The 23,512-nt window shown below is 71.7% G+C and carries 22 protein-coding genes; 7 read left to right on the top strand and 15 right to left on the bottom strand.

Translation table 11 applies throughout. The annotated features are described in order from the left end of the window. Positions 1–28: 28 nt before the first annotated feature. On the top strand, positions 29–823 hold the full coding sequence (locus tag OG272_RS18885; protein ID WP_327729497.1) for a DUF1707 domain-containing protein: 795 nt from the start codon (positions 29–31) through the stop codon (positions 821–823). 186 nt (positions 824–1,009) lie between these two features. Here OG272_RS18885 and OG272_RS18880 read toward each other — a convergent pair whose 3' ends face one another. Continuing rightward, entirely contained in the window at positions 1,010–2,335 is a 1,326-nt protein-coding gene (locus OG272_RS18880; RefSeq protein WP_327729498.1) for an SGNH/GDSL hydrolase family protein, read from the bottom strand. A gap of 338 nt (positions 2,336–2,673) precedes the next feature. On the opposite strand from OG272_RS18880, the gene OG272_RS18875 reads away from it, so the two are divergent. The 3 genes from OG272_RS18875 (at position 2,674) to OG272_RS18865 (ending at position 6,251) form a co-directional block, all read left to right on the top strand. Beyond that, on the top strand, positions 2,674–3,999 hold the full coding sequence (locus tag OG272_RS18875) for a DUF445 domain-containing protein (protein WP_405894149.1): 1,326 nt from the start codon (positions 2,674–2,676) through the stop codon (positions 3,997–3,999). Between the two features lie 149 nt (positions 4,000–4,148). Then, positions 4,149–5,603, top strand: a complete 1,455-nt coding sequence (locus tag OG272_RS18870; RefSeq protein ID WP_327729500.1) for an MFS transporter — start codon at positions 4,149–4,151, stop codon at positions 5,601–5,603. Between the two features lie 189 nt (positions 5,604–5,792). Then, the gene (locus OG272_RS18865; RefSeq protein WP_405894147.1) at positions 5,793–6,251 is read left to right on the top strand and encodes a hypothetical protein; all 459 of its coding nucleotides are present in this window, start codon (positions 5,793–5,795) and stop codon (positions 6,249–6,251) included. Positions 6,252–6,292: 41 nt separating this feature from the next. On the opposite strand, the gene OG272_RS18860 is transcribed toward OG272_RS18865, so the two are convergent. Together OG272_RS18860 and OG272_RS18855 are read right to left on the bottom strand one after the other, a co-directional pair. Further along, entirely contained in the window at positions 6,293–6,793 is a 501-nt protein-coding gene (locus OG272_RS18860; RefSeq protein ID WP_328223190.1) for a levansucrase, read from the bottom strand. 37 nt (positions 6,794–6,830) lie between these two features. Further along, positions 6,831–7,334, bottom strand: coding sequence for a protease (locus tag OG272_RS18855; RefSeq protein WP_328223189.1), 504 nt, complete (start codon positions 7,332–7,334; stop codon positions 6,831–6,833). Positions 7,335–7,495: 161 nt separating this feature from the next. Between OG272_RS18855 and OG272_RS18850 the strand changes: the two genes are divergently transcribed. Further along, positions 7,496–8,467 carry a helix-turn-helix domain-containing protein gene (locus tag OG272_RS18850; protein WP_328223188.1) on the top strand — a complete coding sequence of 324 codons (972 nt, stop codon included), beginning with the start codon at positions 7,496–7,498 and terminating at the stop codon, positions 8,465–8,467. Between the two features lie 198 nt (positions 8,468–8,665). On the opposite strand, the gene OG272_RS18845 is transcribed toward OG272_RS18850, so the two are convergent. Both OG272_RS18845 and OG272_RS18840 read right to left on the bottom strand, forming a co-directional pair. Further along, on the bottom strand, positions 8,666–8,968 hold the full coding sequence (locus OG272_RS18845; RefSeq protein ID WP_405894145.1) for a hypothetical protein: 303 nt from the start codon (positions 8,966–8,968) through the stop codon (positions 8,666–8,668). A 38-nt stretch (positions 8,969–9,006) separates the two neighbouring features. Beyond that, positions 9,007–10,464, bottom strand: coding sequence for an MFS transporter (locus OG272_RS18840; RefSeq protein WP_405894144.1), 1,458 nt, complete (start codon positions 10,462–10,464; stop codon positions 9,007–9,009). A gap of 70 nt (positions 10,465–10,534) precedes the next feature. Here OG272_RS18840 and OG272_RS18835 point away from each other — a divergent pair, with 70 nt between their 5' ends. Further along, positions 10,535–11,524: a GlxA family transcriptional regulator gene (locus OG272_RS18835; protein WP_405894143.1), complete on the top strand. Its 990-nt coding sequence runs from the start codon at positions 10,535–10,537 to the stop codon at positions 11,522–11,524. A gap of 136 nt (positions 11,525–11,660) precedes the next feature. Here the strand turns inward: OG272_RS18835 and thpD are convergent, their stop codons facing one another. The 10 genes from thpD to OG272_RS18785 all read right to left on the bottom strand — a co-directional run bounded on the left by thpD (position 11,661) and on the right by OG272_RS18785 (position 21,718). After that, a complete protein-coding gene (thpD, locus tag OG272_RS18830; protein WP_405894142.1) occupies positions 11,661–12,560 on the bottom strand; it encodes an ectoine hydroxylase in 900 nt (299 codons plus the stop codon). Beyond that, a complete protein-coding gene (gene ectA, locus OG272_RS18825; protein WP_405894141.1) occupies positions 12,557–13,204 on the bottom strand; it encodes a diaminobutyrate acetyltransferase in 648 nt (215 codons plus the stop codon). The genes thpD and ectA overlap by 4 nt, the downstream gene beginning before the upstream one ends. Further along, positions 13,201–13,638, bottom strand: a complete 438-nt coding sequence (locus OG272_RS18820) for an ectoine synthase (RefSeq protein WP_405894140.1) — start codon at positions 13,636–13,638, stop codon at positions 13,201–13,203. The genes ectA and OG272_RS18820 overlap by 4 nt, the downstream gene beginning before the upstream one ends. Positions 13,639–13,744: 106 nt before the next feature. Next, complete coding sequence (ectB, locus tag OG272_RS18815; RefSeq protein WP_405894139.1) at positions 13,745–15,058, bottom strand: diaminobutyrate--2-oxoglutarate transaminase; 1,314 nt, start codon at positions 15,056–15,058, stop codon at positions 13,745–13,747. After that, the gene (locus OG272_RS18810; protein WP_405894138.1) at positions 15,055–15,330 is read right to left on the bottom strand and encodes a phosphopantetheine-binding protein; all 276 of its coding nucleotides are present in this window, start codon (positions 15,328–15,330) and stop codon (positions 15,055–15,057) included. Before OG272_RS18810 ends, ectB begins: the two co-directional genes overlap by 4 nt. Positions 15,331–15,530: 200 nt before the next feature. Beyond that, positions 15,531–17,216: a class I adenylate-forming enzyme family protein gene (locus OG272_RS18805; RefSeq protein ID WP_405894136.1), complete on the bottom strand. Its 1,686-nt coding sequence runs from the start codon at positions 17,214–17,216 to the stop codon at positions 15,531–15,533. Next, positions 17,216–18,391 (bottom strand): holo-ACP synthase, encoded by a 1,176-nt coding sequence (locus tag OG272_RS18800; protein ID WP_405894134.1) that lies wholly within the window; start codon positions 18,389–18,391, stop codon positions 17,216–17,218. The genes OG272_RS18805 and OG272_RS18800 overlap by 1 nt, the downstream gene beginning before the upstream one ends. Continuing rightward, on the bottom strand, positions 18,388–20,040 hold the full coding sequence (locus OG272_RS18795; protein ID WP_405894132.1) for a diaminopimelate decarboxylase: 1,653 nt from the start codon (positions 20,038–20,040) through the stop codon (positions 18,388–18,390). Before OG272_RS18795 ends, OG272_RS18800 begins: the two co-directional genes overlap by 4 nt. 214 nt (positions 20,041–20,254) lie before the next feature. Continuing rightward, a complete protein-coding gene (locus tag OG272_RS18790; protein WP_405894130.1) occupies positions 20,255–20,584 on the bottom strand; it encodes a hypothetical protein in 330 nt (109 codons plus the stop codon). Positions 20,585–20,872: 288 nt separating this feature from the next. Next, positions 20,873–21,718 carry a helix-turn-helix transcriptional regulator gene (locus tag OG272_RS18785; RefSeq protein WP_405894129.1) on the bottom strand — a complete coding sequence of 282 codons (846 nt, stop codon included), beginning with the start codon at positions 21,716–21,718 and terminating at the stop codon, positions 20,873–20,875. An 839-nt stretch (positions 21,719–22,557) separates the two neighbouring features. Here OG272_RS18785 and OG272_RS18780 point away from each other — a divergent pair. Beyond that, the gene (locus OG272_RS18780) at positions 22,558–23,445 is read left to right on the top strand and encodes an alpha/beta fold hydrolase (protein WP_405894127.1); all 888 of its coding nucleotides are present in this window, start codon (positions 22,558–22,560) and stop codon (positions 23,443–23,445) included. Positions 23,446–23,512: the final 67 nt, after the last annotated feature.

Raw genomic sequence — 23,512 nt, 5'->3', positions numbered from 1 at the left:
CGCGGGGGTTCCTCGTAGGCTGATTCGTATGACGGACGACCAGCCGGATCTTCCGGCCGCCGCGGACCTTCGTGCCTCCGACGCCGATCGTGAACGCGTCTCCGAGCAACTGCGGGACGCCCTGGCCGAGGGGCGGCTCGACATGGAGGAGTTCGAGGAGCGGCTGGACGCGACGTACAAGGCGCGGACGTACGGCGAGCTGGCGCCGATCACCCGGGATCTGCCGGGTGCGGGGACCGTGGCGCCGCCGGCCGTCGTGCCGCCGCCGTCCGTGTCGCTGGTCAAGGGGCCTGCGGAGGACGCGAGTTGGCCGGAGCGGATCGTCGGCGGCGACGGCACGTCCACGTGGGGCGTGGCGGTCATGTCCGGGTTCGAGCGCAAGGGGCGCTGGACCGTGCCCCGGCGGTTCGACTGCTTCGCGTTCTGGGGCGGCGGGGAACTGGATCTGCGGGAGGCGTACTTCGCGGAGCGCGAGGTCACGATCAACTGCGTGGCGGTCATGGGCGGGATCAACGTGATCGTGCCGCCCGGCGTCGAGGTCGTCGTCCGGGGCATCGGGATCATGGGCGGCTTCGACCACAGCGAGGAGGGCGTACCGGGCGACCCCGGCGCGCCGCGCGTGGTCATCACCGGGTTCGCGTTCTGGGGCGGGGTCGGGGTCGAGCGGAAGGTGCCGAAGGCCGAGCGGCAGCGGCTGAAGGAGGCTCGGCGGCAGGAGCGGTTGGAGCGGCGGGAGGCGCGGCGCGAGCTGCACGCCTCCCATCTTGACCATGTGCACGAGATGCGGCGGGAGCGGGAGCGGCGTAGGGGCGGGGAGCGGTAGGCCGTATGGCGACTGCGGGTGCGTTGCCGACCGCGGGTGCGTCGTGGTTGCTCGCGCAGTTCCCCGCGCCCCTAAAAGACGCGCAGTTCCCCGCGCCCCTAAAAGATGCGCAGTTCCCCGCGCCCCTGAAGATGCGCAGCTCCCCGCGCCCCTAAAGATGCGCAGTTCCCCGCGCCCCTGGAAGATCTACAGCTCCGCCGGAGCGGCGCCCTTCAGTTTCTCCAGGTCGAAGACCTCGGCCATGCGGGCGTAGCCCTTGTCGCTGGGGTGGAGGTGGTCGCCCGAGTCGTAGTCGGGGCGGAGGCGGCGGGGGGCGTAGGGGTCGCGTAGGGCCTTGTCGAAGTCGACGTAGGTGTCGAAGACGTTGCCGGAGCGGATCTCGGCGTTGATGGCCTGGCGGACGGACTCGCGCTGGTCGGAGTAGCCACGGTGGCCGTGGAAGGGCATGAGGGTGGCGCCGACGACGCGCAGTCCTCGGGCGTGCGCCCGCTCGACGAGCCGGCGCAGGCCGGCGGTGACGGCGGCGGGGTCGGTCCGGCCCGGGTTCTTGATGATGTCGTTGACGCCGAGGTCGACGACGACGGCCCTGACACCCGTTCGGCCGAGGACGTCGCGCTGGAAGCGGGAGAGGCCGCTGGGGTTCTCGGCGGGGCGGCCGTTGCCGTTGGTCAGGACGCGGTTGCCGCTGATGCCCTCGTTGACGACGCTGTAGCGGGGCGTGTCGGAGGAGCCGGCGGCGGCGCGGAGGCGGTCGGAGAGGACGTCCGTCCAGCGCCGGTTCTCGCCGACGGTGGAGGTGATGCCGTCGGTGAGCGAGTCGCCGAGGACCACGACCGTGCCGTTGGACTCGTTGCTCAGCACGTCCAGGGCGGTGACGTACCGCCAGTGCAGGGACTGCGTGGTGTACGGCTCCCCGGTGACGTCCGCCGTCCGGTCGCCCTCGGCGGTGTACGAGATCTGCCGGGCGTGCGTGTGGTAGGTCGCGGGGCCGGAGGGAATCGGGGAGTAGGTGGTGATCAGCACGTCGCTGTCGTGCGGGATCGCCACCCGCACGGCGTCGCTCACCACCTGCTGACCCGCCGCGATGACGACCGTCGGGTTGCCGGCGAACGTGAGGCGGCGCATGGTGTCGGCCGCCGCGGCCGGGGTGTCCTGCGCGGCGGCGACCGCGAGCGAGGCGTGGGTGATGGTCAGCGGCTGCTGGCCGTAGAGATTGGACAGGGTGACGCGGGCACTCGTACCGGCGGCGGTCGTGTGCACCACGTTGCGCACCGAGCGGCCGGCGAGGCCGTCTCTCTCGGTGCCCGGCTCCGACCCGTTCGGCGAGGCGGCCCAGGCGCCGACCCAGACGCCGGTGGAGGCGGGGGCGGCGCTGTTGTGGGGCGCGCGGGCGAAGGTCTCCTGCCGGTGGGTGCTGTCGTCGATGCCGACGCCGACGTATATCGCGGCCGAGATCGCCACGATCAGGGCGGACATGGCCGCCAGAAGTGCATAACCGTGATGCCTGGTCATGCGGTGTGTTACTCCTCGGGCTGTGGAGCCCCGAGGCTCCGATGTGATCACCCCATGATGCGGCATGGGATGGGGGCTGCTTGCGAGAACCCCCATCGGTTCCCCCGCCCGGACAGACGCGGGGAACTCCTGTTCCGTTCCAGGAGTAGGTCTCAGTAGATCTATGGAGTACGTCACCAACAGTTCGAGGAGCTGACGATCCGACGGGTTCGAGGAGCCGAAGAGCTGACGAACCGACGAGTTCGAAGAGCCGAAAAGTCGAAGAGCGGACGAGTTCGAAGAGCCGAAGAGCGGAAGAACCGGACAATGGGTGCGGGGGACAGGAACGGGTGGAGTGAATGGACCGTACGAAAGCGGAGGACGCGGCAGTGAGCGCCGAGCCGCGGGTGTCGCACCGCACCATGACCGCCTTCAGCGCCGCCGACGAGGAGAAGCAGCGGGGCGTGCGGCAGATGAAGCTCATCGCGGCCGGGCTGCTGCTCTTCGTCGCGGTGGTGTACGTGCTGGCCAAGTGGGCCTCGCACGAGGGCGCGGGCGCCTGGGCCGGCTATGTCGCGGCGGCCGCCGAGGCGGGCATGGTGGGCGCGTTGGCGGACTGGTTCGCCGTGACCGCGCTGTTCCGGCATCCGCTCGGGCTGCCCATCCCGCACACCGCGATCATCCCCACCAAGAAGGATCAACTGGGCGTCTCGCTCGGTGAGTTCGTCGGCGAGAACTTCCTCTCGCAGGACGTCGTACGGCAGCGGCTGCGGGCCGTCGGCATCGGCAGCCGGCTCGGCGCGTGGCTCGCCGAGCCGCAGCACGCCGACCGGGTGACGGCCGAGCTGGCGACCGCGCTCCGGGGCGCGCTGACGGTCCTTCGCGACTCGGACGTGCAGGCCGTGGTCGGGGAGGCGATCACCCGGCGGGCGGGCGCCCAGGAGATCGCGCCCGGCATCGGCAAGATGCTGGAGAAGGTCGTCAACGACGGCGGCCACCGGCGGATCGTCGACCTGATCTGCACCCGCGCCCACGACTGGCTGGTCCTGCACGACGCGCAGGTGATGGACGCCGTCGAGGGCGGCGCCCCCGGCTGGACCCCCCGGTTCGTGGACCGGAAGGTCGGCGAGCGGGTCTACAAGGAACTGCTGCGCTTCGCCACCGAGATGCGCGACTCGCCCACCCACCCGGCGCGCGGTGCCCTCGACCGCTTCCTCACCGACTTCGCCACCGACCTCCAGTCCGACACGGACACCCGGGCGCGGGTGGAGCGGCTGAAGAACGAGGTGCTCGGCCGGGGCGAGGTCCAGGACCTCATCGCCTCCGCCTGGACGGCCGTACGGTCGATGATCGTGTCCGCCGCCGAGGACGAGCGCAGCGAACTGCGGCTGCGGGTCCGCGCGTCCCTGCTGTCGCTGGGGAGCCGGATGGCCACCGAGCCGAGCGCGCAGGCCAAGGTGGACAAGTGGGTCGAGGGCGCGGCCGTGCACGTGGTGACGACCTACCGCGCGGAGATCACCTCCCTCATCACCGAGACCGTCGCGAGCTGGGACGCCGAGCACACCACGAAGAAGATCGAGGCCAACATCGGCCGCGACCTGCAGTTCATCCGGATCAACGGCACGGTGGTGGGTTCCCTGGCGGGCCTGCTGATCTACACGGTCTCGCGGGCGTTGGGGGCGTAGGACGTCCGCCGCCACTCCGGCAGTTGGGGCGTACGACGGGCGGGTGGCCGGGTGGCCGGGTGGCCGGGTGAGCGGTGGGCGGTGGGCGTGATCCCTGCTCGTGCGGGCACTCGGGCCGGGTTCGCTCGGAGTGGAGGGAGCCCCAGCCCATGACCGTCACAGCCCCGAAGTCACCGGGTGTGATCACCACCGCCGTACCGGCGCGACTGGACCGTCTTCCCTGGTCGCGCTGGCACTGGACGATCGTGATCGGACTCGGCACCGTGTGGATCCTCGACGGTCTGGAAGTGACCGTCGTGGGCAACATCGCGGGCCGACTGTCCGAGGAGGGCAGCGGACTGCCCATCACATCCGGGCAGGTCACGGGCATAGCGGCCGCCCTGTACGTGGCGGGCGCCTGCGCGGGCGCCCTCTTCTTCGGCCGGATGACCGACCGGTTCGGCCGCAAGAAGCTGTTCATGGTGACGCTGGTGGTCTATCTGGCGGCGACCGCGCTGACGGCCGTCTCCTTCTCCACCTGGTGGTTCTTCCTCTTCCGCTTCCTCACCGGCTTCGGCATCGGCGGCGAGTACGCGGCCATCAACTCCGCGATCGACGAGCTGATCCCGTCCAAGTACCGGGGCCGGGTCGACATCGTCATCAACGGCAGCTTCTGGCTCGGCGCGATCGGCGGTTCGCTGCTGGCGATCGTCGCCCTGAACACCGACCTCTTCCCGGCGAACGTCGGCTGGCGGCTGACCTTCGCCCTCGGTGTGGTGCTGGGCCTGGTCATCCTGCTGGTCCGCCGGAACGTCCCCGAGAGCCCCCGATGGCTCCTCATCCACGGCAGGGAACAGGAGGCCGAACGGCTGGTGGCGGACGTGGAGGCGCAGGTCGAGGAGGAGACGGGCCGTCCGCTGCCGCCCGCCGCCCAGGAGATGACGATCCATCAGCGCGAGAGCGTCGGCTTCGGCACGATCGCCCGCACGGTCTTCTCCCGGTACCGCCGCCGTGCCGTCCTCGGCTTCTCCCTCTTCATCGGGCAGGCGTTCCTCTACAACGCGATCACCTTCGGCTTCGGCGCGATCCTCACCACGTTCTACGACGTCCCGACCTCCGACACCGGCTACTACTTCGCCGTCATCGCCGCCGGCAACCTGCTCGGCCCGCTCCTGCTCGGCAAGCTGTTCGACACGGTCGGCCGCCGGATCATGATCTCGTCGACGTATCTGCTGTCCGGCGTCCTGCTCTTCGGCACGGCATGGCTGTTCGACCGGGGGGCGCTCGACGAGGTGACCCTGACGGCCTGCTGGTGCGTGGTGCTGTTCTTCGCCTCGGCCGGAGCGTCCAGCGCCTATCTCACGGTCTCCGAGGTCTTCCCCATGGAGACCCGGGCCATGGCCATCGCCTTCTTCTACGCCATCGGTACCGCCGCCGGCGGGATCAGCGGCCCGCTGATCTTCGCCGAGCTGACGGAGTCCGGCGTCGTCGCCGACACCGTCCTCGCCTTCCAGATCGGCGCGGGCCTGATGTGCGCGGCGGGCCTGGTGGCGGCCTTCCTCGCGGTACGCGCGGAGCGGCGCTCCCTGGAGGACATCGCCGAACCGCTGTCGGCGAAGGCGTGATGCTCCGCTGCGGGCGCCGGGATGGGCGGTTGGTCGTCTGCGGCGCCGTCGTGGCTGGTCGCGCAGTTCCCCGCGCCCCTTCGGGGCGCTGCCCCCGGGGTGCGTTCCGCCCCCTGGGTGCGGGTGAGTAGGTCGGACTGAGTATCCGTACTCTGTCGGGCCGGCGCCCACCCAGGAACCCTCGTACGCATGACCGAGAAGCTGCTCCGCCCCCTGCGCACGCGCCCCTGGCCGGAACGCTGGCTGACCCGCCTGCTCGGCGCCGCGCTCGCCGCGGCCGCGTACCGCCTCTGCCTCCCGTGGGACCTGCGCAACCGCCCCGAACTGGAGGGCGCCCTCACGGAGACGACCCCCGTGACCGTCACGGGGGTCGTCGTGTTCGCCCTCGTCCTGCTGCTCCTCGCGGCCTACTTCGGCCACCGGGACGCCCTGGCCTGGCCGCTGCTCCTGGCCGCCGTCCCGCCGTCCGCCCTGATGTACGTGTCCTTCCACGCCCACACCGAGCCCCCGGACGCCGCCGTCTGGCCGCTGTCCTGGGCCTTCTTCACGCTGGTGCTGGGCGCGTGGGGGCTGATCGCGGGCTCGGTGGCGCGGCGGTTCCGGGCGGAGCCGGTGGACGAGAAGTGGCTGATCCACAGCCGGTCCTGAGCCGGTCCCAAGCCGGTCCCAGGTTCGGCGGTGGCCGCCGCTCAGCCGTAGAAGTACCGCCGGGCCTTCTCCTCGAAGTACGAGGAGTAGGCGAGGCCGACGACCGGGGTGCCGCGGTACGTGCCGACGTACTGCTGGGTGCTGTCGACGACGACGGGCCGGGCCATGCAGGCCCACTTGTTGCGCTGCTGGGCCTCGGCCCACCGTACGGCCGCCGGGTCCACCCGGTCGCTGACCAGGACGGGGAACGCGCCGATGCCGTTCTGGATCCCGGCCGGCAGACCGCCCTTCGTCTTCTTCGCGTACGTCAGCACCTGGTCGGTGAAGGTCTCGATGGTCGGGATGGTTATCTCCTGGACCGCCGCCGCCACCGTGAACAGGTGCAGCTTCGTCCCCATCCAGCTCCATTTGAAGTCGGCCCGGCGCCCGATGAGCACGGGCACTCCGGCCCACTCCTCCCACCAGGTGCGGCATTCGTCGGCGGCGAGACGGGCGGCCACGGAGGCGAGGTAGGCCTGCGAGGGCGACTGCTGTGCGTACATGGCCGGATCATGCACCCACGCGAGCGTCGCTGGGAAGTCAGGCGCCCGTGGTCGATCCGGGCCGCACGATCATCAGGACCGTGACCGTCGCCCAAAGCAGGTTGAACACGCCGGTGAACATGGCGAGTCGGGCGGTGGCGGCCCCGGCGCCGACGGCCGTCCCGGTCCCGCCGGCGCTCCCGGCCCCGGCCCCGTCCCCTCGGGCGACGTCCTCCAGGATCTCCTCCTGCCGCGGCAGCACGAGCGCCAGCAGGACCATGGCCGCGAGAGCGGTCAACAGCATCGACACGATCAGCCAGGCGTCCTTCAGCACCCCCATGCTCATCGCCGTGGCGAACCCGAGTACGGGCACGGCGACGCCCACACCGCCGTACACCCGGCAGATCCGGTGCAGCAGCCGCAGGGCCGACACCGCCCGCTCGTCCTCGGGTTCGGCCAGCGCTTGGCGGGCGCTCGGCGGGAACATGCTGGCCGCGACGGTGATGGGTCCGACGGCGATGATCGCGGCGAGGACGTGGAGGGAGAGGAGGAACTTGGTCACGAGGGGACGTTATGGGGTGGGCAGGGCGCGGAGTAGTGGCGGGATTGCCATGACTCAACGGATTCTCGCCAGCGGTCGATCGGGCTGGGGACGCAGGGGGAGGGACAGGGGGGTAGGGGTGAGCGCTTGGCGGAAACCCGGTGCATGCCTACGCTCTCGCCATGCACACCGTGGCCGTACTGGCGCTCGACGACGTGATCCCCTTCGACCTGTCGGCCCCCATCGACACCTTCGGCTGGGCGCGGCTGCCGGACGGGCGGGAGGCGTACCGGGTGCGGGTCTGCTCGGCGGCGGGGGGCGGAGAGGTGAAGGCGGGGCCGTTCAGCGTGCGGGCGCCGTACGGGCTGGAGGCGCTGGCCGAGGCCGACACGATCATCCTGCCGGGGACGGCCGACCCGACCGTGCCGTTGCCGCCGGGCGTGACGCGGGCGCTGCACGCGGCGGCGGCGAGCGGGACGCGGATCGCCTCGATCTGTGTGGGCGCGTTCATCTTCGCGGCGACGGGCCTGCTGGACGGCCTGCGCGCCACCACGCACTGGATCGCGGCCCCCGACCTGGCGGCCCGCCACCCGGCGGTCACCGTCGACCCGAACGTCCTCTACGTCGACAACGGCCAGTTCCTGACCTCGGCGGGCGCCGCCGCGGCCATGGACATGTGCCTGCACATGATCCGCAAGGACCACGGCTCGGCGGTCGCCGCGTTCACCGCCCGGATGTGCGTCATGCCTCTCGAACGGGAGGGCGGCCAGGCCCAGTTCATCGTCCAGGACCGGCCACCGGCCCCCGCCGGCGCCACCATGGAGCCCCTGCTGCGCTGGCTGGAGGAGAACGTGGAGCGGGATCTGACCCTGGACGACATCGCCCTCCACGCCGGCACCAGCACCCGCACGTTGAACCGCCGCTTCCGCGAACAGACGGGCACGACGCCCTTGCAGTGGCTGCATCGGGCGAGGGTCCGCCGCGCCCAGTACCTCCTGGAGTCCACCGACCACACGGTCGACCGCATCGCGACCCAGGCGGGCTTCGGCTCCCCGACGGCGTTCCGGGACCGCTTCAAGCGGGTGGTGGGGACGAGCCCGTACGCGTATCGCCGGGCTTTCAGGGGGGAGCGAGTGCCGCAGAGCCACCTTTAGGGGCGCGGGGCTGCGACCTCGTGCGTCTCCGCCGCGTGTGCGCCGCGTCTCCGCCGCGTCTCCGCCGCGTGGGCGCGAGCAACCCCGCACGACCCGCGTCTGCCCGCATGCCCCGACTCCGCCCGATTCCCTCCGGCTCTCTCCGATTCCCTCCGGCTTCCTTCGGCTCCTTCCGGCTCCCGCCGACCGGCGGGCCCCCTACCCCTTCCGGTCAGCCACCACCCAAGAGGCCAGCGCGACCACCCCGGCCACCCCGAACACCGCAGGCCAGGCGCCCACCTTCTTCGCCAGTGGATGCGACCCGGCGAACGCGGCCACATAGCCGGCGGTCAGCGCCCCCGCCGCCTTGGCCCCGGCCGCCTTCTGCCACTGCTGAGCCGCCGCGGCCCCGGCGACGGTCAGCACCGCCCCACCGAGCGGCCGCTTCTTCGTCCACCGGGCCACCCCGTACCCGCCGATGAGCCCGCTCGCGGCCACCGCCGCCGTGGGAACCTTCGCCATGCCTGTCTGCCTCCTGCGTCGACGTCTCCCGGCCGAGGTTACTGCGCGGTCACCCGCAGTCCGCCCCGAGGCCCCCGGACGGCCACGGCCAGCAGGGACGCGACCACGCAGACCGCGCTGAGGGTGGTCCAGACGACGTCGTACGCGCCGAAGAGGTCGCGGGCCGTGGCGCCGAGGAACGCGGAGGCGCCCGCGCCGAGTTGGTGCGCGGAGTTGACCCAGCCGAAGACGATGGGCCCGTCCTCGCCGTAGACGCGGTCGCTGAGGGCGATCACGGGCGGGACGGTGGCGACGTCGACGAGGCCGTAGACCACGACGAAGGCGACCATGGTGGGGGTGACCGCGGACGAGAACACCATCGGCAGCGCCAGCAGGGTGAGCGCGCGGACCGCGAAGTACGCGGACAGCAGACGGCTCGGGTCGAAGCGGTCGGTGAGCCAGCCGGAGAAGACCGCGCCCAGCGCGGAGAACACGCCGATCAGCGAGAGCAGCGACGCGGCGGCGGTGGCGCGCATGCCGTGGTCGTGGGCGGCCGGCGCCCAGTTGCTCCACATGATCCCGTTGGTGGAGGCGCCGCAGATGACGAACATCCCGGCCAGGACCCAGAACGGCCCGGTGCGCGCGGCGTCGAACAGCACCTTCAGGGCGCGCCGCGCCGCCCCGGACGCCGGCGGCGGCTTCGGCACGAACTCCGTCGCCCCGTACGGCTTCGTGCCCACGTCCGCCGGGTGGTCGCGCATCAGCAGGAGGACGAGGGCGGCCACCGCGAGGGCGACGAACGCCAGCGTCACCACCGGCGGGCGCCAGCCGTGCCGGTCGACGCCCCAGGCGAGCAGCGGCAGGAAGAGCAACTGGCCCAGATGGCTGGAGGAGCTGAGCACACCGGTGACCAGTCCGCGCCGCCGCTCGAACCAGCTGCTCGTGATGCTCGCCGCGAACGTCATGGTGAGGCATCCGCTGCCGAGACCGATCAACACGCCCCAGTACGCGGTCAGTTGCCAGGGCCGGGCCATCACGCTGGTGAGCAGCGCACCCGCCGTGACGAGCAGCAGGGCGCCGACGACCACGCGCCGGATGCCGACACGGTCCATCAACGCGGCGGCGAAGGGGGCCGTGAGGCCGAACAGCACCATGTTCACCGAGGCGGCGAGGGCGATCTGGCCCCGGTCCCAGGCGTAGCTCTCGTGCAGCGGGGTCACCAGCAGCCCGGGGACGGTGGTGAAGGCCCCGGCGGTGACGATGGCCGCGCCGGCGGCGACGGCCACCGCCCAGGCGCGGTGGAAACGGGGGCCGGCGGGAGGATCGGGGCGAGGGCCGGGGCCGGGGCCGGGGCCGGGGCCGGGGGCTGGGCTTGGTCCTGGGCCGGGGGCGTCGGCGCGGTCCTCGTGCTCGGTGTGCGTCGTCGGGCTTGTCGGGGTCGTCGGGGTCCGTGGGCTCGTACGGCTCGTTCGGGTGGTCCGGGTCGTCCGGCTCGTTCGGGTCGTCAACTCAGCCATGTCTCCAGCCTGGTGACCGCGTCCCGTCCCCACGAGTGGCCAGACGGACCGCATGCGCAAGAATATGGCCATGCCTGTCTTCGCCCACCCTGGACGCCACCGCGTCGCCGTACTCGCCCGCCAGTTGCTCCTGCCCATCGAACTGGGAATCGTGCACCAGTTGTTCGGCCAGGCCAGAGAGGGGGCGACGGCGGAGGGGGAGCCGCTGTACGAGGTCGTCACCTGCGGGCTGCGGGCCGGTGTCACCCGCACGGACGGCGACTTCACCGTCAACGTCCCTTATGGCCCGGAAGTCTTGGCCGAGGCGGACACCGTCATCGTCCTGTCGTCCCACGAGGACTACGTCCAGGACACCCCTGACCTCACCGCTTCGCTCGCGGACGCCCTCGCCCGGATCCGCCCCGGCACCCGCATGGCCTCCATCTGCACCGGCGCCTTCGTCCTCGCCTCCGCCGGGCTGCTCGACGGGCACACCGCCACCACCCACTGGCGGTACACGGACCTGTTCGCCCGGCTGTTCCCCCGGGTCGAGCTGGATCCCGACGTGCTCTACACCGACGGCGGAGACGTCCTGACCTCGGCCGGCTGCGCCTCCGGCATCGACCTGTGCCTGCACATGATCCGCCGCGACCACGGCACGGCCGTCGCGGGCGACGTGGCCCGCCGCACGGTCGTGCCCCCGCACCGCGAGGGCGGCCAGGTCCAGTACGTACGCCGCCCCGTGCCCGCCCTCGCGGCGCCCGCCACCTCCGCCGCCCGGGAATGGGCGCTGCGGCACCTGCACGAGCCCGTCACCCTGGGGCAGTTGGCGGCCCGGGAGGCGATGAGCGTGCGCAACTTCAACCGGCGGTTCCGCGACGAGGTCGGGACGACCCCGATGAACTGGCTCGCCCAGCAACGCGTCGAGCGGGCACGGGAGTTGCTGGAGGAGTCGGACCTGCCGGTCGACCAGATCGCCGCGCGCACGGGCCTCGGTACGGCGGCCAACCTGCGCCGGCACTTCCAGGAGGCGCTGGGCACGTCCCCGAGCGCGTACCGCACGACGTTCCGCGGTGCGTGACATGCGTGGCATGCGTGGCATACGCGCCATGCCTGACGCCGAGTGGGGCGGCCCCTTCGAGGAGCCGCCCCAAGCGGTACGCCGTACGGCCACGGCCACGGCCACGGCCACAGGCCCTACGGCCGGACCTCGCCGGTCACATCCCCCGGGGGAGCTCCCGGTTGCCCAGGTGCTGCGGCCGGGGCGCGGCGGCCGCGTACGGCTCCTCCAGGGCGTTCTCCACGCTGTTGTAGACGATGAAGATGTTGGAGCGCGCGAACGGGGTGATGTTGCCGTTCGAGCCGTGCATCAGGTTCGAGTCGAACATCACCGCGGAGCCGGCTGGCCCGGCGATCTGCCTGATCCCGTGCTCCTGGGCCATCCGCGTCAGGTGCTCCGGGCCGGGGGAGCCCACGGTGATGCGGTGCACCCGCAGCGACTCCTTGTGGAAGTCCGGGGGCGTCTCGCCGACCGACGGGACGAACGTCCGGTGTGTCCCCGGCATGACCATGAGCGGGCCGTTGAACTCGTAGTTCTCGCTCAGCGCGATGGACACGCTGAACGCGCGCGGCTTGGGCATGCCGTCCTCGGCGTGCCAGGTCTCGAAGTCCGAGTGCCAGTCGAACTGGGCGCCGCCGAAGCCGGGCTTGTAGTTGACCCGGCTCTGGTGGACGTACACCTCCGAGCCCAGTACCTGCCGGGCCACGTCCGTCAGCCGCGGGGAGGCGAGCAGATCGGCGAAGACCTCGCTGACCTTCTCCACCTCGAAGACCGAGCGGAGGCGGTCGGAGTCCGGTTCCAGCACCACGCGGCCGCCCGCCAGCACCGCCGGGTCCTCGCTCAGCCGCTGGAGTTCCGCGCGGTAGAGCTGGACCTCCTGCTCGCTCAGCAGGTCGTCGAAGACGTGGTAGCCGTCGGCCTCGTAGCGCTCCAGCTCCCGCCGGCTCAGCGGCCCTTCCTGGGTTCCCCACACGGTCGGGTCGAGGCGCGGCTGGGCGACGGCCTCGCCGGTGACGCGGGTCGGGTAGCTGTCGATGCGGGTGGCGGCGGTGGTCATGCCTTCTCCTTCTCGGGGTGGGTGCCTGTGCCTGTGCTCGTGCTCGTGCCGGTGTTCGGGGCTGCGTCCGTGCCGGTGCTCGGGCCGCTGAGGGGGCCGATGCGGTGCAGGACCTCGTCGTGGTGGCCGTCGCTGAGCCACGCGGCCGGGAACAGCACGCGCTCGGCGACCTCGGCCGACCGCTTGCGGGCGTACTGCTTGAGGACCATGAGGATGGCCTTGTTGTCGGCGGAGACGGTGGCCTCGACGTACCGGGCGCCCCGCTCGCGCTGCCGCTCGGCCGCGGCCTCGAAGAGCCGTACACCGAGAAACGGGATGCCGTGCCGGGGGCTGACGGCCGTCTGCCAGACGAAGTACGTCTCGGGCTCGTCGGGGCGCCGGTAGCCGGTGAGGAAGCCGACGATCTCACCGTTCACGGTGGCGAGCAGCGAGCAGTCGGCGAAGTCCCGGAACCACAGGACGTAGGAATAGGGGCTGTTGGTGTCCAGGCCGGGGGTGTTCTTCACCAACTCCCAGACGGCGAAGCCGTCTTCGGGGCGCGGCTCGCGGAAGACGGCCCTGCGGGCCGGTTCGGCGGCCGTGTCCTGGGCGGTGGGCTGGGCCGTGTCCTGGGCCGTGGGCTGCGGGGCGGTCGAGGTGGTCACGGTCGGCCCGCCCCCTCACCGGTCAGCTCGCTCGGCTCGGTCACCCCGGTCAGCAGGGGGTACGCGCCGGACGCGTCGTGGTCCTCGGCGCCGGTCACCGGCGGGTTGAACACGCAGACGTAACGGGAGTCGGTCTTCGGTCGCAGGGTGTGCCGCTCATGGCCGTCGAGGAGGTACATCGTGCCCGGCGTGATCCAGTGCCTCTCGCCGGTCTCCTCGTTGGTGAGCTCGGACTCGCCCGCCACGCAGAGCACGGCCTCGATGTGGTGGGCGTACCACATGGTGGTCTCGGTGCCGGCGTAGACGGTGGTCTCGTGCAGGGAGAAGCCGACCCGCTCCTTGGCGAGCACGATGCGCTTGCTCTCCCAGGTGCCCGACTTCGCCTTCACATGACGGTCGGTGTTCTCGATGTCCTTGAACGATCGGACGATCACGGTGAGTTCAGCCTTTCGGTGGTCGGTCAGCCGGTCAGCCGGTCAGTCGGCTAGTCGGTCTGGTGCTCCGGTCTCGTGCTCCGGTCGGGCGGTCTGTGCGCGGTGGTCAGGCGGTCTCGCGGACGGCTCGGGCCAGGACGCGCAGGCCCTCGTCCAGTTCGTCGGGGGTGACGGTCAGCGGCGGCAGCAGCTTGACGACCTCGTCCTCGGGGCCCGACGTCTCCAGGAGCAGGCCGAGTTCGAAGGCGCGGCGGCACACGGCCGAGGCCCGCCCCCGGTCGGTGAACTCGACGCCCCAGACCAGGCCGCGGCCCCGGTGGACGGCGTCCCGGTGCTCGTCGACGAGGGCGAGCAGCGCCTGTTCGACCTGCTCGCCGCGGACGAGGGTCTGCTTCTCCGTCTGGTCGTCGGCCCAGTACGCGGCGAGCGCGGCGGCCGAGGTGACGAACGCGGGGTTGTTGCCGCGGAACGTGCCGTTGTGCTCGCCCGGCGCCCAGACGTCCAGCTCTGGCTTTAACAGGGTCAGGGACATCGGCAGCCCGTACCCGCTGATCGACTTCGACACGGTCACGATGTCCGGGACGATGCCCGCCTCCTCGAAGGAGAAGAACGCGCCCGTACGCCCGCAGCCCATCTGGATGTCGTCGACGATGAGCAGCATGTCCCGCCGCTCGCACAGCGCGGCCAGCGCCCGCAGCCACTCCGGGCGGGCGACATGGACACCGCCCTCGCCCTGCACGGTCTCCACGATCACCGCGGCGGGCGTGTCCAGCCCCGAGCCCCGGTCCTCCAACAGCCGCTCCAGCCAGAGGAATTCGGCGAGCTCGTCGGAGCGGTCGGAGCGGTCGGAGCGGTCGGAGCGGTTGGAACGGTCGGAACGGTCGAGGTAACCGTCGTACGGCAGCGGAACGGCGTGCACGAGGGGCACTCCGGCCCCGGCCCGCTTGAAGGCGTTGCCGGTGACGGCGAGCGAACCGAGCGACATGCCGTGGAAGGCGTTCGTGAAGGACACGACCGACTCCCGGCCCTTGACCTTCCGCGCCAGCTTCAGCGCGGCCTCCACCGCGTTCGTGCCGGTCGGCCCCGGGAACATGACCTTGTACGGCAGGTCGCGCGGCCGGAGCACGAGGTTCTGGAACGTCTCCAGGAACGTCCGCTTGGCGGTGGTGGCCATGTCGAGGCCCTGCGTGACGCCGTCCCGCTCCAGGTGGTCGAGCAACGCCCGCTTGAGTACGGGGTTGTTGTGCCCGTAGTTGAGCGAACCGGCGCCCGCGAAGAAGTCCAGGTAGACATGACCGTCCTCGTCGTACAGCCGGCTGCCCCGGGCCCGGTCGAAGACGGTGGGCCAGCCCCGGCAGTAGCTCCGGACCTCCGACTCCAGGGTCTCGAAGACGCTCAGGTCGGGCGGGGCGATGGTCATACGGCGGCCCGCTCGGGATCGGCCGTGACGCCCGAGGCGAGGACGAAGTCGGTGAAGGTGTCCACCGAGACGAAGTCGTCCGCGTCCAGTTCCTCCGGGTCGACGGCCAGGCCTATCGAGTCCTCCAGCGCCATCAGCATCTCGAGCATCGTCGTGGAGTCCAGGTGCAGGTCGTCGAAGAGCCGGATGTCGCCGTGGAGACCGGTGACGGGCCGTTCGAGGACGTGGGTGAGGGCGTTTTCGAGCGCGGTGACGACATTCTGACGATCCATCACATGTCCTTATCGGTGGGGTGGGTTCGATGAGCGGGGAAGGTCGTTCGAGGACGGGCGGGGAAGGTCGTTCGAGGACGGGCGGGGAAGGTCGTTCGAGGACGGGCGGGGAAGGTCGTTCGAGGACGGGCGAGGTAGGTCGTTCGAGGACGGGCGGGGCAGGTCGTTCGAGGATGAGCGAGGTAGGTCATCGACGACGGTCAGTGGGCCGGTGCGAGCAGGTCGGGGGAGGAGATCAGGGCGGCCAGTCGCTTCCGGTCGACCTTTCCGTTGCCGTTCACCGGCAGCGCGTCGAGGCGTACGCAGCGACGGGGGATCTTGAAGGGCTCGATCAGGTCGCGCATGCGCTCGCGCACCTGCTCCGCCGACAGGTCCCCGACCACGGCGAGCACCGCGGACCGCTGCCCGTCGGGAGGCAGTACGGCGGCGGACACGACGCCTTCGACCCGGGATGCCGCGGCCTCGACCTCGGTGGCGCTGAGCCGGAAGCCGCGTTCCTTGTAGAGGTCGTCGCGGCGCCCGGCGAAGTAGAGGTAGCCGTCCTCGTCCTGTCGGCCGTAGTCGCCGGTGCGCAGCTCGGGGAAGAGCCCTTCGGCGCGTGGGAAGCGCTCGGCGGTCAGGTCGGGGCGCCGCCAGTAGCCGGCCATCACATGCGGTCCCCGGACCACGAACTGCCCCACCTCACCGGCCGGCAGCCGCTCACCGTCGTCCCCGACGACGAAGACCTCGGTGCCGGGCAGCGGCAGACCGCAGGAGCCGGGCCGGGTGAGATCACCGTCGGGCGGCATGATCGCGGTGCGCTTGCACTCGGTGAGGCCGTACATCACCTGGATCCGCAGCCCCGGCAGCGCGTCGCGCAGTGCGGCCATGGTGGTGTCCGACAGCGCCGCCCCGGTGTTGGTGAGCAGCCGCAGCCCCCGCAGCGGGTCCGGTTCACCGGTGCCGCGCCGCAGCAGCCAGGCCAGCCGGTCGGCCACGGACGGCACCCCCGGCAGCACTGTCGCCCCGCTCTCCTCCAGACTCCGCAGCAGCGGCGGCCCGGCCTCCGCGACCGTGCCGAGATGCAGCCGCGCTCCGCTCAGCGCGGACAGATAGAGCTGGTAGAGGCCGTAGTCGAAGGAGAGCGGCAGCGGGCAGTACACGACGTCGTCGGCGCGGTAGCCGAGGCAGGCCTGGATGGCGGACGCCGCGAACAACACCTGCTGGTGCGTACTCACCACCGCCTTGGGCAGGGCCGTGGTCCCCGAGGTGTAGATGAGGCTGACCGGGTCGACGGTGAGGGGGCCGGGAGTGGGGGCGGGGATGGGGTCGGGGGGAGTGGTGCCGCTGTGGGGGAGAGGGTCGGTGCGGGGTGCCCCGGGCGGGGGTGGGGGCGGGGGCTGGGTCTCGGCGCGAGGGTCGAGAGCCGTTCGTACGAGGTCCTCGATCCGTACGGCGGTGACGCCGGCCCCGTCCGCGGTACGGAGGGCCTCGGGGTCGTCGGAGACCAGGGCGCGGGGCTCGCAGTCACCGAGCACGTGTTCCAACGGGCCGCCCCGCACCTGCTCGTGCAGCACGCTGAACACCGCCCCGATCCGGGACGCGGCATACACCAGCATCGCCACACCGAGCCCGTCCGCCGCCTTCATGACCAGGCGGTCACCTCGGCCCACCCCCTCCCGCCGAAGCCGCCCGGCCAGCCGCACACTGGCGTCGGCCAGCTCGCCGTAGGAGAGGACGCCACCGCCGCGTGTGCTCAGGGCGGGGGCCCGGGGGTCGCGCTCGGCGGCCTGGTCGAGGAGGTGATGGAGGAGGTGGGGGATGGGGGGTGCTGAGGGGGACGGGGAGGCGGACGGGGGTGCGGGGCGCTCCGAGGGGACCGGGAGCTGCGGGGACGCTACGGACATCAGTGCTCCCTCGTCGCGGCGGTGGCGGTGGCGGTGGCGGTGGCGGTGGCGGTGGCGGTGGCGGTGGCGGGCGTAGGCGTGGTGCTGGGTGTGGGTGTGGTGGTGGCCGCCGGCCGGGCGGGTGAGGTGGCCCTGCCCACGCTGCCGGTCCCGGCGGTCTCAGCCGACCTGGGGGTCCCAGCCGCCCCGGCAGGCGCAGCGCCCCCGTTGGTACCGGCCGCCGCCCCCCTGTTCCTCGCGGCCTTCCCGATCGGCACCACCGTCGTGGCCGTGGCCGCGCAGACGAGCTGGGGTTCGTCGAGCACCTCGGCCGCGCTGTCACCGGCGCCGGGCCGGGCGGCGATCACCTTGTGGGCCCGCAACTCCACGATCCGGCGCAACCTGGTGCTGCGCACGAGCCGACCGCTCGCCTCGATGTAGTCCCCGGGGTTCACGGGCGCGGTGAACCGGACGTCGGAGTACTCGGAGAGCAGCCCCTCGTCGCTGTCCGTCCGTACGGTGATCTCGGTGACCAGATCCCCGAAGAGCCGCAGGACCCGGGCGCCGTCGACCAGACCACCGCCGTAGTGGGCCTCCTCCTGACCGATCCGTACGCGCAGGAAGGCCATGGTGTGCTCTTCCGCGTGCCGCTCCGTGCTGCGGTGGTCCTCGTCGCTGTCCGCCGCGGTCGACATGATGGCGAACTCCTTTCTGTCAGCGGGGCTGTCGGTGGGCAGGTCGATGGGCATGCCGGTCGGCATATCGGTGTGCCTGTAGGTGGGGCGGCAGATGGGGCTGCAGGTGGGGCTGTCGGTGCACTCGGACGTGCCGCCGGGAAGGGCGATCGCGACCGCCGCGACGACGTTCTGCTTGTGGGTGATGGACAGGGCGATGTCCGGCGGCGACAACCGCGCCGCGCGGCCCCGGAAGCGGACGACGGGAGCCCCGTCGGTGTCCCGGTCCACCCAGATCTCGTGGGGCGCGACACCCTGGAGCATCCCGGTGCCCAGCACCTTGAGCACGGCCTCCTTGGCGGCGAACCGTCCGGCCAGGAACTCCAGCCGGCGCTCGGCGCCCATCGCGTCGGCGAGAGCCGTCTCCTCGGGGGCGTAACCGAACCGCAGGAACCACGGTCGGCCGAGCAGCGCGCGGAGTTCGTCGCGGTCGAGCACGTCGACGCCGATCCGGAGACTCAAGGCATGCCGTCGACGTCGGAGCCGGGTCGGGAGCCGGGTCCGGAGCTGGGGATTGAGCCGGAGCCGAAGCCGGAGCCGGAGGTTGAGCCGGAGCCGGAGGTTGAGCCGGGGCTTGAGCCGGAGCCGGATTCGGGGTCCGCGTCGGATGCGAAGCCTGCGCCGGATTCGGGGTCCGCGTCGGACGCGAAGTCGACGAGCCGCTGCTTGGAGAGCAGATCCTCGGTGGTGTCCCGCTCCCTGACCAGATGGGCCCGGCCGCGGTGGACGAGGATCTCGGCCGGGTAGCCGTGGCTCAGGAAGAGCCCGGGTGACGCGGTCGGCCCGTACGCCCCCGAGCGCTCCACCCCCAACAGGTCCCCCGGCCGCACCTCGGGCAGTTCGACCTTCTTGGCGACCACGTCGTTCGGCGTGCAGAGCGGGCCGGTGAGGGTGTACCGGCGCACAGGCGGCCCTGGCGGCCCTGGCGGCCCTGGCGGCCCTGGCGGCCCTGACGGCCCTGACGGCCCTGACGGCCCTGACGGCCCTGACGGCCCTGACGGCGAGGTCGGAGGGGACGGCGAGGTCGGCGAGGTCGGCCCGTTCGGTCGACTCAGGTGGACGACGGGGAAGTTGCGCTTGACGAAACTGCCGACGCCGACCGCCGCCATGTGGTGGTTCGTGCCGCCGTCCGCGACGACGAACGTCTCACCCCTGGACTCCTTCACATACCGGGCGCGTACGACATACGTACCGGCCGTCGCCGTGAGGAAGCGGCCCAGCTCGATGATGAGCCGGCACCTCGGGTTGCGCGCGGCGAAGGGCGCGATCACGGCGCGCATGCCCTCGCCGAGGGCGGCCAGGTCCAGGTCCTCCTCGTTGTCGAAGTAGGCGACTCCCAGACCGCCGCCGAAGTCCACGGTCTCCAGCGGGAAACCGAGCCGCCCAGCCAGATCCTCGGCGGCGGCCAGGACCTCACGGGTGTTGCGGACCACGTCCTCGTGGTGGAGGAACCGGGTGCCCATGTAGGCATGCACGCCCCGAACCCGGATGTTCCGCAGCTCCGCCAACTCGGCCTTGGCGCCCCGCAGTTCCTCTTCGTCGATGCCGAACTGCCGGGGCTTGCCGCCCATGGCGAGCCCGGACCCCTTGGCGCTGAAGGCGGGATTCACCCGGAGAACCACGGGGACCCTGCCGTCCCCGTCCCCGTCCCCGTCCCCGTAGCCGTAGCCGTAGCCGTAGCGGCCGCTCCCGCGCTCGGCCGTCGCGGGCTGGAGCGCCGCCAGCCGGTCCAACTGCCGTATCTCTTCGAGCGATTCACACACCACCGCGTGAATCCCCGCCTCGACGCAGGCCGTCAGTTCCCGCAGGTCCTTGCCCGGTCCCAGGAAGATGACGTCCTGCGGTGCGACGCCGGCCCGGAGCGCGGTGACCAGTTCGGCGTACGAGGAGACCTCGGCGCCCGCACCCCGCGCACCGAGGAAGGCGCACACGCTGATGTTCGGGTTGGCCTTGAGCGAGAAGAAGATGTCGACGGACTCGGGAAGCAGACCGCGCAGCTCGCGAAAGGTCCCCTCCAGTACGTCCCCGTCGTAGACGAACAACGGCGTGCCGAATTCTTCGGCCAGGCCTTCGAAAGTATTTCCCTGGATCTGGACGCCCTGTGCACTCACGAAATTCCCTTCCTGGGTTTTCCGGCCCCCGGTTGTGCCGTCACTGCCAGCCGGAGTCGTCCTGAGAGTTCCGAACCGTCCCCTTGGATGCCACGAATGCCATGAATTCCATGCCCATTCCTGTGAGGGTGGTGGGGTGCTGCTGACAAACAAGAGTTTTGCGGCTCGGAGATGCCGAGGGAAGTGGAACCCGATGGCCCAAACTGGCCGTGGCCTATTCAGTCCTGGGGCGGACGGGCCAGCCGACGTCCGGCACGAAAAGGGGCGACTCGGAACACTTCACGTGCCAGGTCCGCAGGTCGGGCCGGCCCGCGACCGCCCGCCGCCACAGCCGTACCGCCGCCGCCTCGGCCTCTTCGATACAGGCAGCGCGCAGGAAGAACCCCACCACCGGTAGCGCGGGGTCGTCCCGGTGCACGGTGACGTGTTCGAGCGCGTCGGCGTCACCGGCGCATGCGGCGATCGCCGCTCCGGTGTCCGCGGGCAGAGGGCTGCCGCTGCCGCCTCGACGGCCGGGCTCCAGGGCAAGGTGAATGAGATACATCCCCCTAGCTTGGGCCGCCCGCCGCATATGCCCTGCCGACGGTCGCTGGACGGTTCGGGCCATGGCCGGGACCGGCCTCGCCTCGCTGACACGTGTGATCAGCCCTGTTGGCCTCGGGTCCCGTTGACCCTGTTGGCCCCGTTGCCCCTGTCGGCCCCGTCGGCCCGTTGGCCGTGTTGACCATGCCGCCCCCGTCCGCCCGTCCGCCCGTCCTCCCGCCCGTCCTCCCGCTCGTCCGCCCGCCTGCCCCGTTGGCCGTCTTGCTCCCTCTCGGCCCTCTCGGCCCTGTCAGCCCTGGATGAACCCCTGCTGGGCGGCCCGCACCCCGGCCTGGAACCGGCTGCGCGAGCCGAAGTGCTCCATCAGGGTGGTGGCGATACGGCGGGCCGTGCGCGCCGAGACCCCGAGCCGTTTGGCGACCATCTCGTCCGTGTGCCCCAGCGCCAACAGGCGCAGTGCCTCCCGCTGTTGGGCATTCAACCCGTCGGGCTCCCGCGGGTGGCTCTCCACCCCGAACGGTTCGGCCGTCTGCCACACGTTCTCGAACAGGGCGGCCAGGGCGGCCACGGTGCCCTGCGCCCGATGGATCGTGACCCCCGCCGCCGTGTCGTCGCTGTTCGCGGCGATGAGCGCGACCCGCCGGTCCCAGATGATCATCCGGTTGGGCAGTGAAGGCGCCGTCCGTACCTGCGCCCCGTGCGAGGTGAGCCACTCCGCGTGCGCCAGCGTGGCCGTGTCGTTGCGGATGCTGTCGAGGTAGACGGTCCGCATGCGTACCCCGCGGTCCAGCAGGCGCCGGTTCAGCGGCCGGGAGTTCCGCATGTTGGCCTCGGTCTGGGCGCCGCCGGGCGCGAAGGTGAGGAACTCGTCCTCGACCTCGTTGTTCATCGCGGCCAGATGATCCCGGATATTGTCGAGCCCCTCGACGTGCTCCGCGTCCCCCTTCACGGTCGCGGAATCCTCGAGGGCGAATTCGGAGAGGATGCGGGCGGCCGCCGCCCTGCCCTCCTCCACCCGCTGCTGCTGAACGGCGAGTTCGGCCTGCTGCCGGGCTATCAGCATTTCCATGCCCAGCTGGGGGTTGAGTGCGTGCATACGCTGCGGGTCCTCGGCGGACGGTCGTATGAGCGCCATTTCGCTGAGTCTGTCGAGAGCGGTTCGTATTTCTTCCCGGGAGAGGCCTAATACGTCACTCAGCCCCGTGACCCCGGATTCGGGGTGGGCCAGCATCCCCCGGTACACGGATTCAGTGCGGGCATCAATCCCAAAGACATCGAGCATGCGTCTCATCCATCTCCAGTACGGGTCCCCTTCGCACGCTCACACCAGGAACCCGTGGTGACGCCGACGCCGACCCGGGCCCCCTCTCGTGATCATGCGTTGCTGCTCCGCTACCCCGAGTGGCGCCCACCACGCCCGCCTCCAGCCCGCCTTCAGGGGATGTGCACACCACGCGCGCGTTTTGTGGACGGAACCCTGGGTAACCGGGGTCGGGCCACGTTCCTCCCCGCCCTCCGGGCCGGCCGACGTGTTCGGCTGATGGCCCCGGGGCCGGGCCGGGCCGGACCGCCGCCCCCCGGGAGCTCGCGATCGGCTGAAACGCTCAACTGAAACGCTCGGCCCGTAATCCCCACCCGGGCCGGGCGGCAGCCCCCGCACAGCCCGGGTTGCCTCCCCGCACACCGGGCTGCCTCCCCCGCACCCCGGATTGCCTCCCTCGTGCCCCGGGCCGCCGCCCCCACCCGGGCAGCAGGGCCGCCGCCCCCATCAGGGCCGGGCTGTCGCCCCCGCACCCCGGATTGCCTCCCTCATGCCCCGGGCCGCCGCCCCCACCCGGGCAGCAGGGCCGCCGCCCCCATCAGGGCCGGGCTGTCGCCCCCGCACCCCGGTCTGTCGCTCCCACACGCCGGGCTGCCTCCCTCTCACCCCGGGCTGTCTTCCCCGCACCCCGCACCCGTTGAGACCATCGGCCGATGGCCTCCACCACCGCCCACCTCACCACCCCGGACGGCGTCCGCCTCGCCCACCGCGACCACACCCCGCCCCACGCGCACGACCACACCCCGCCCCACGCGCACGACCGCAACCTGCCCCGCGTGCACGACCGCACTCTCCTCCTCCTGCACGGCCTCGCCGGCCACATGGGGGAGTGGGACGACCTCCTGCCGTCGCTCCTGGCGGACGGCCACCGCGTGGTGACGTACGACGGCCGGGGTCACGGCGCGAGCACCCGTCGCCCGGCGGACATGAGCCGGGCGGCCTGTGTACGGGACGCGGTGACGGTGATCCGTGAACTGGGCCTGGCTCTCCCGGGACAGGCCCCCCTGACCCTCGTGGGCCAGTCCCTCGGCGGCCACACGGCCTTCCTCGCCGCGGCCGCCCACCCGGAACTCCTCGACTCCCTGATCCTGATCGAGGCGGGCCCGGGCGCCCCGGATCCCGCCCTCCCCGCCCACATCGCCGCCTGGATGGACAGCTGGCCCACCCCCTTCGACTCCCCTTCCCGGGCCTCCGACTTCTTCGGTCACGCGAGTTGGTCCCGCAACCTCGAACACCGCCCCGACGGCTGGCACCCCCGGGCGGACCGCGCCACGATGCTGGCCGCCGTCGGGGAGTTGGCCGAGACGTCGTACCACCCCGAGTGGGCCGCCACCACCTGCCCCGCCCTGGTCGTACGCGGAGCCCGGGGCACCATGACGGCAGCCGACGCCGCCGGGATGCCGGCGTCCCGGGCCCCGGGCACCAGGACCGACCTCGCCGTCATCGAGGACGCGGGCCACGACGTACACACGGACCAGCCCCACCGCCTGCACGCGGCGATGACCGGCTTCTTCAACTCCCTTGCGACGAACGGCAATTGAGTCGCATGGGAATGTGATCCACGTCACCGCCGAGGTGTGGGGGAAGTGGTCCACGACCCCCTCGTAA

It is taken from the genome of Streptomyces sp. NBC_00104, from assembly GCF_045160825.1.
In the GTDB taxonomy this organism is placed as follows: domain Bacteria; phylum Actinomycetota; class Actinomycetes; order Streptomycetales; family Streptomycetaceae; genus Streptomyces.
Note: the sequence above shows the minus strand (reverse complement) of the source record. Positions and strands in the feature narration are given on the sequence as shown.

Excerpts from the sequence above, each read along its gene's own strand:
- OG272_RS18885 (WP_327729497.1), top strand. The coding sequence starts at position 29 with ATGACGGACGACCAGCCGGATCTTCCGGCCGCCGCGGACCTTCGTGCC.
- OG272_RS18880 (WP_327729498.1), bottom strand. The coding sequence starts at position 2,335 with ATGACCAGGCATCACGGTTATGCACTTCTGGCGGCCATGTCCGCCCTG.
- OG272_RS18875 (WP_405894149.1), top strand. The coding sequence starts at position 2,674 with ATGGACCGTACGAAAGCGGAGGACGCGGCAGTGAGCGCCGAGCCGCGG.
- OG272_RS18870 (WP_327729500.1), top strand. The coding sequence starts at position 4,149 with ATGACCGTCACAGCCCCGAAGTCACCGGGTGTGATCACCACCGCCGTA.
- OG272_RS18865 (WP_405894147.1), top strand. The coding sequence starts at position 5,793 with ATGACCGAGAAGCTGCTCCGCCCCCTGCGCACGCGCCCCTGGCCGGAA.
- OG272_RS18860 (WP_328223190.1), bottom strand. The coding sequence starts at position 6,793 with ATGTACGCACAGCAGTCGCCCTCGCAGGCCTACCTCGCCTCCGTGGCC.
- OG272_RS18850 (WP_328223188.1), top strand. The coding sequence starts at position 7,496 with ATGCACACCGTGGCCGTACTGGCGCTCGACGACGTGATCCCCTTCGAC.
- OG272_RS18845 (WP_405894145.1), bottom strand. The coding sequence starts at position 8,968 with ATGGCGAAGGTTCCCACGGCGGCGGTGGCCGCGAGCGGGCTCATCGGC.
- OG272_RS18840 (WP_405894144.1), bottom strand. The coding sequence starts at position 10,464 with ATGGCTGAGTTGACGACCCGAACGAGCCGGACGACCCGGACCACCCGA.
- OG272_RS18835 (WP_405894143.1), top strand. The coding sequence starts at position 10,535 with ATGCCTGTCTTCGCCCACCCTGGACGCCACCGCGTCGCCGTACTCGCC.
- thpD (WP_405894142.1), bottom strand. The coding sequence starts at position 12,560 with ATGACCACCGCCGCCACCCGCATCGACAGCTACCCGACCCGCGTCACC.
- ectB (WP_405894139.1), bottom strand. The coding sequence starts at position 15,058 with ATGACCATCGCCCCGCCCGACCTGAGCGTCTTCGAGACCCTGGAGTCG.
- OG272_RS18810 (WP_405894138.1), bottom strand. The coding sequence starts at position 15,330 with ATGGATCGTCAGAATGTCGTCACCGCGCTCGAAAACGCCCTCACCCAC.
- OG272_RS18805 (WP_405894136.1), bottom strand. The coding sequence starts at position 17,216 with ATGTCCGTAGCGTCCCCGCAGCTCCCGGTCCCCTCGGAGCGCCCCGCA.
- OG272_RS18790 (WP_405894130.1), bottom strand. The coding sequence starts at position 20,584 with ATGTATCTCATTCACCTTGCCCTGGAGCCCGGCCGTCGAGGCGGCAGC.
- OG272_RS18785 (WP_405894129.1), bottom strand. The coding sequence starts at position 21,718 with ATGGCGCTCATACGACCGTCCGCCGAGGACCCGCAGCGTATGCACGCA.
- OG272_RS18780 (WP_405894127.1), top strand. The coding sequence starts at position 22,558 with ATGGCCTCCACCACCGCCCACCTCACCACCCCGGACGGCGTCCGCCTC.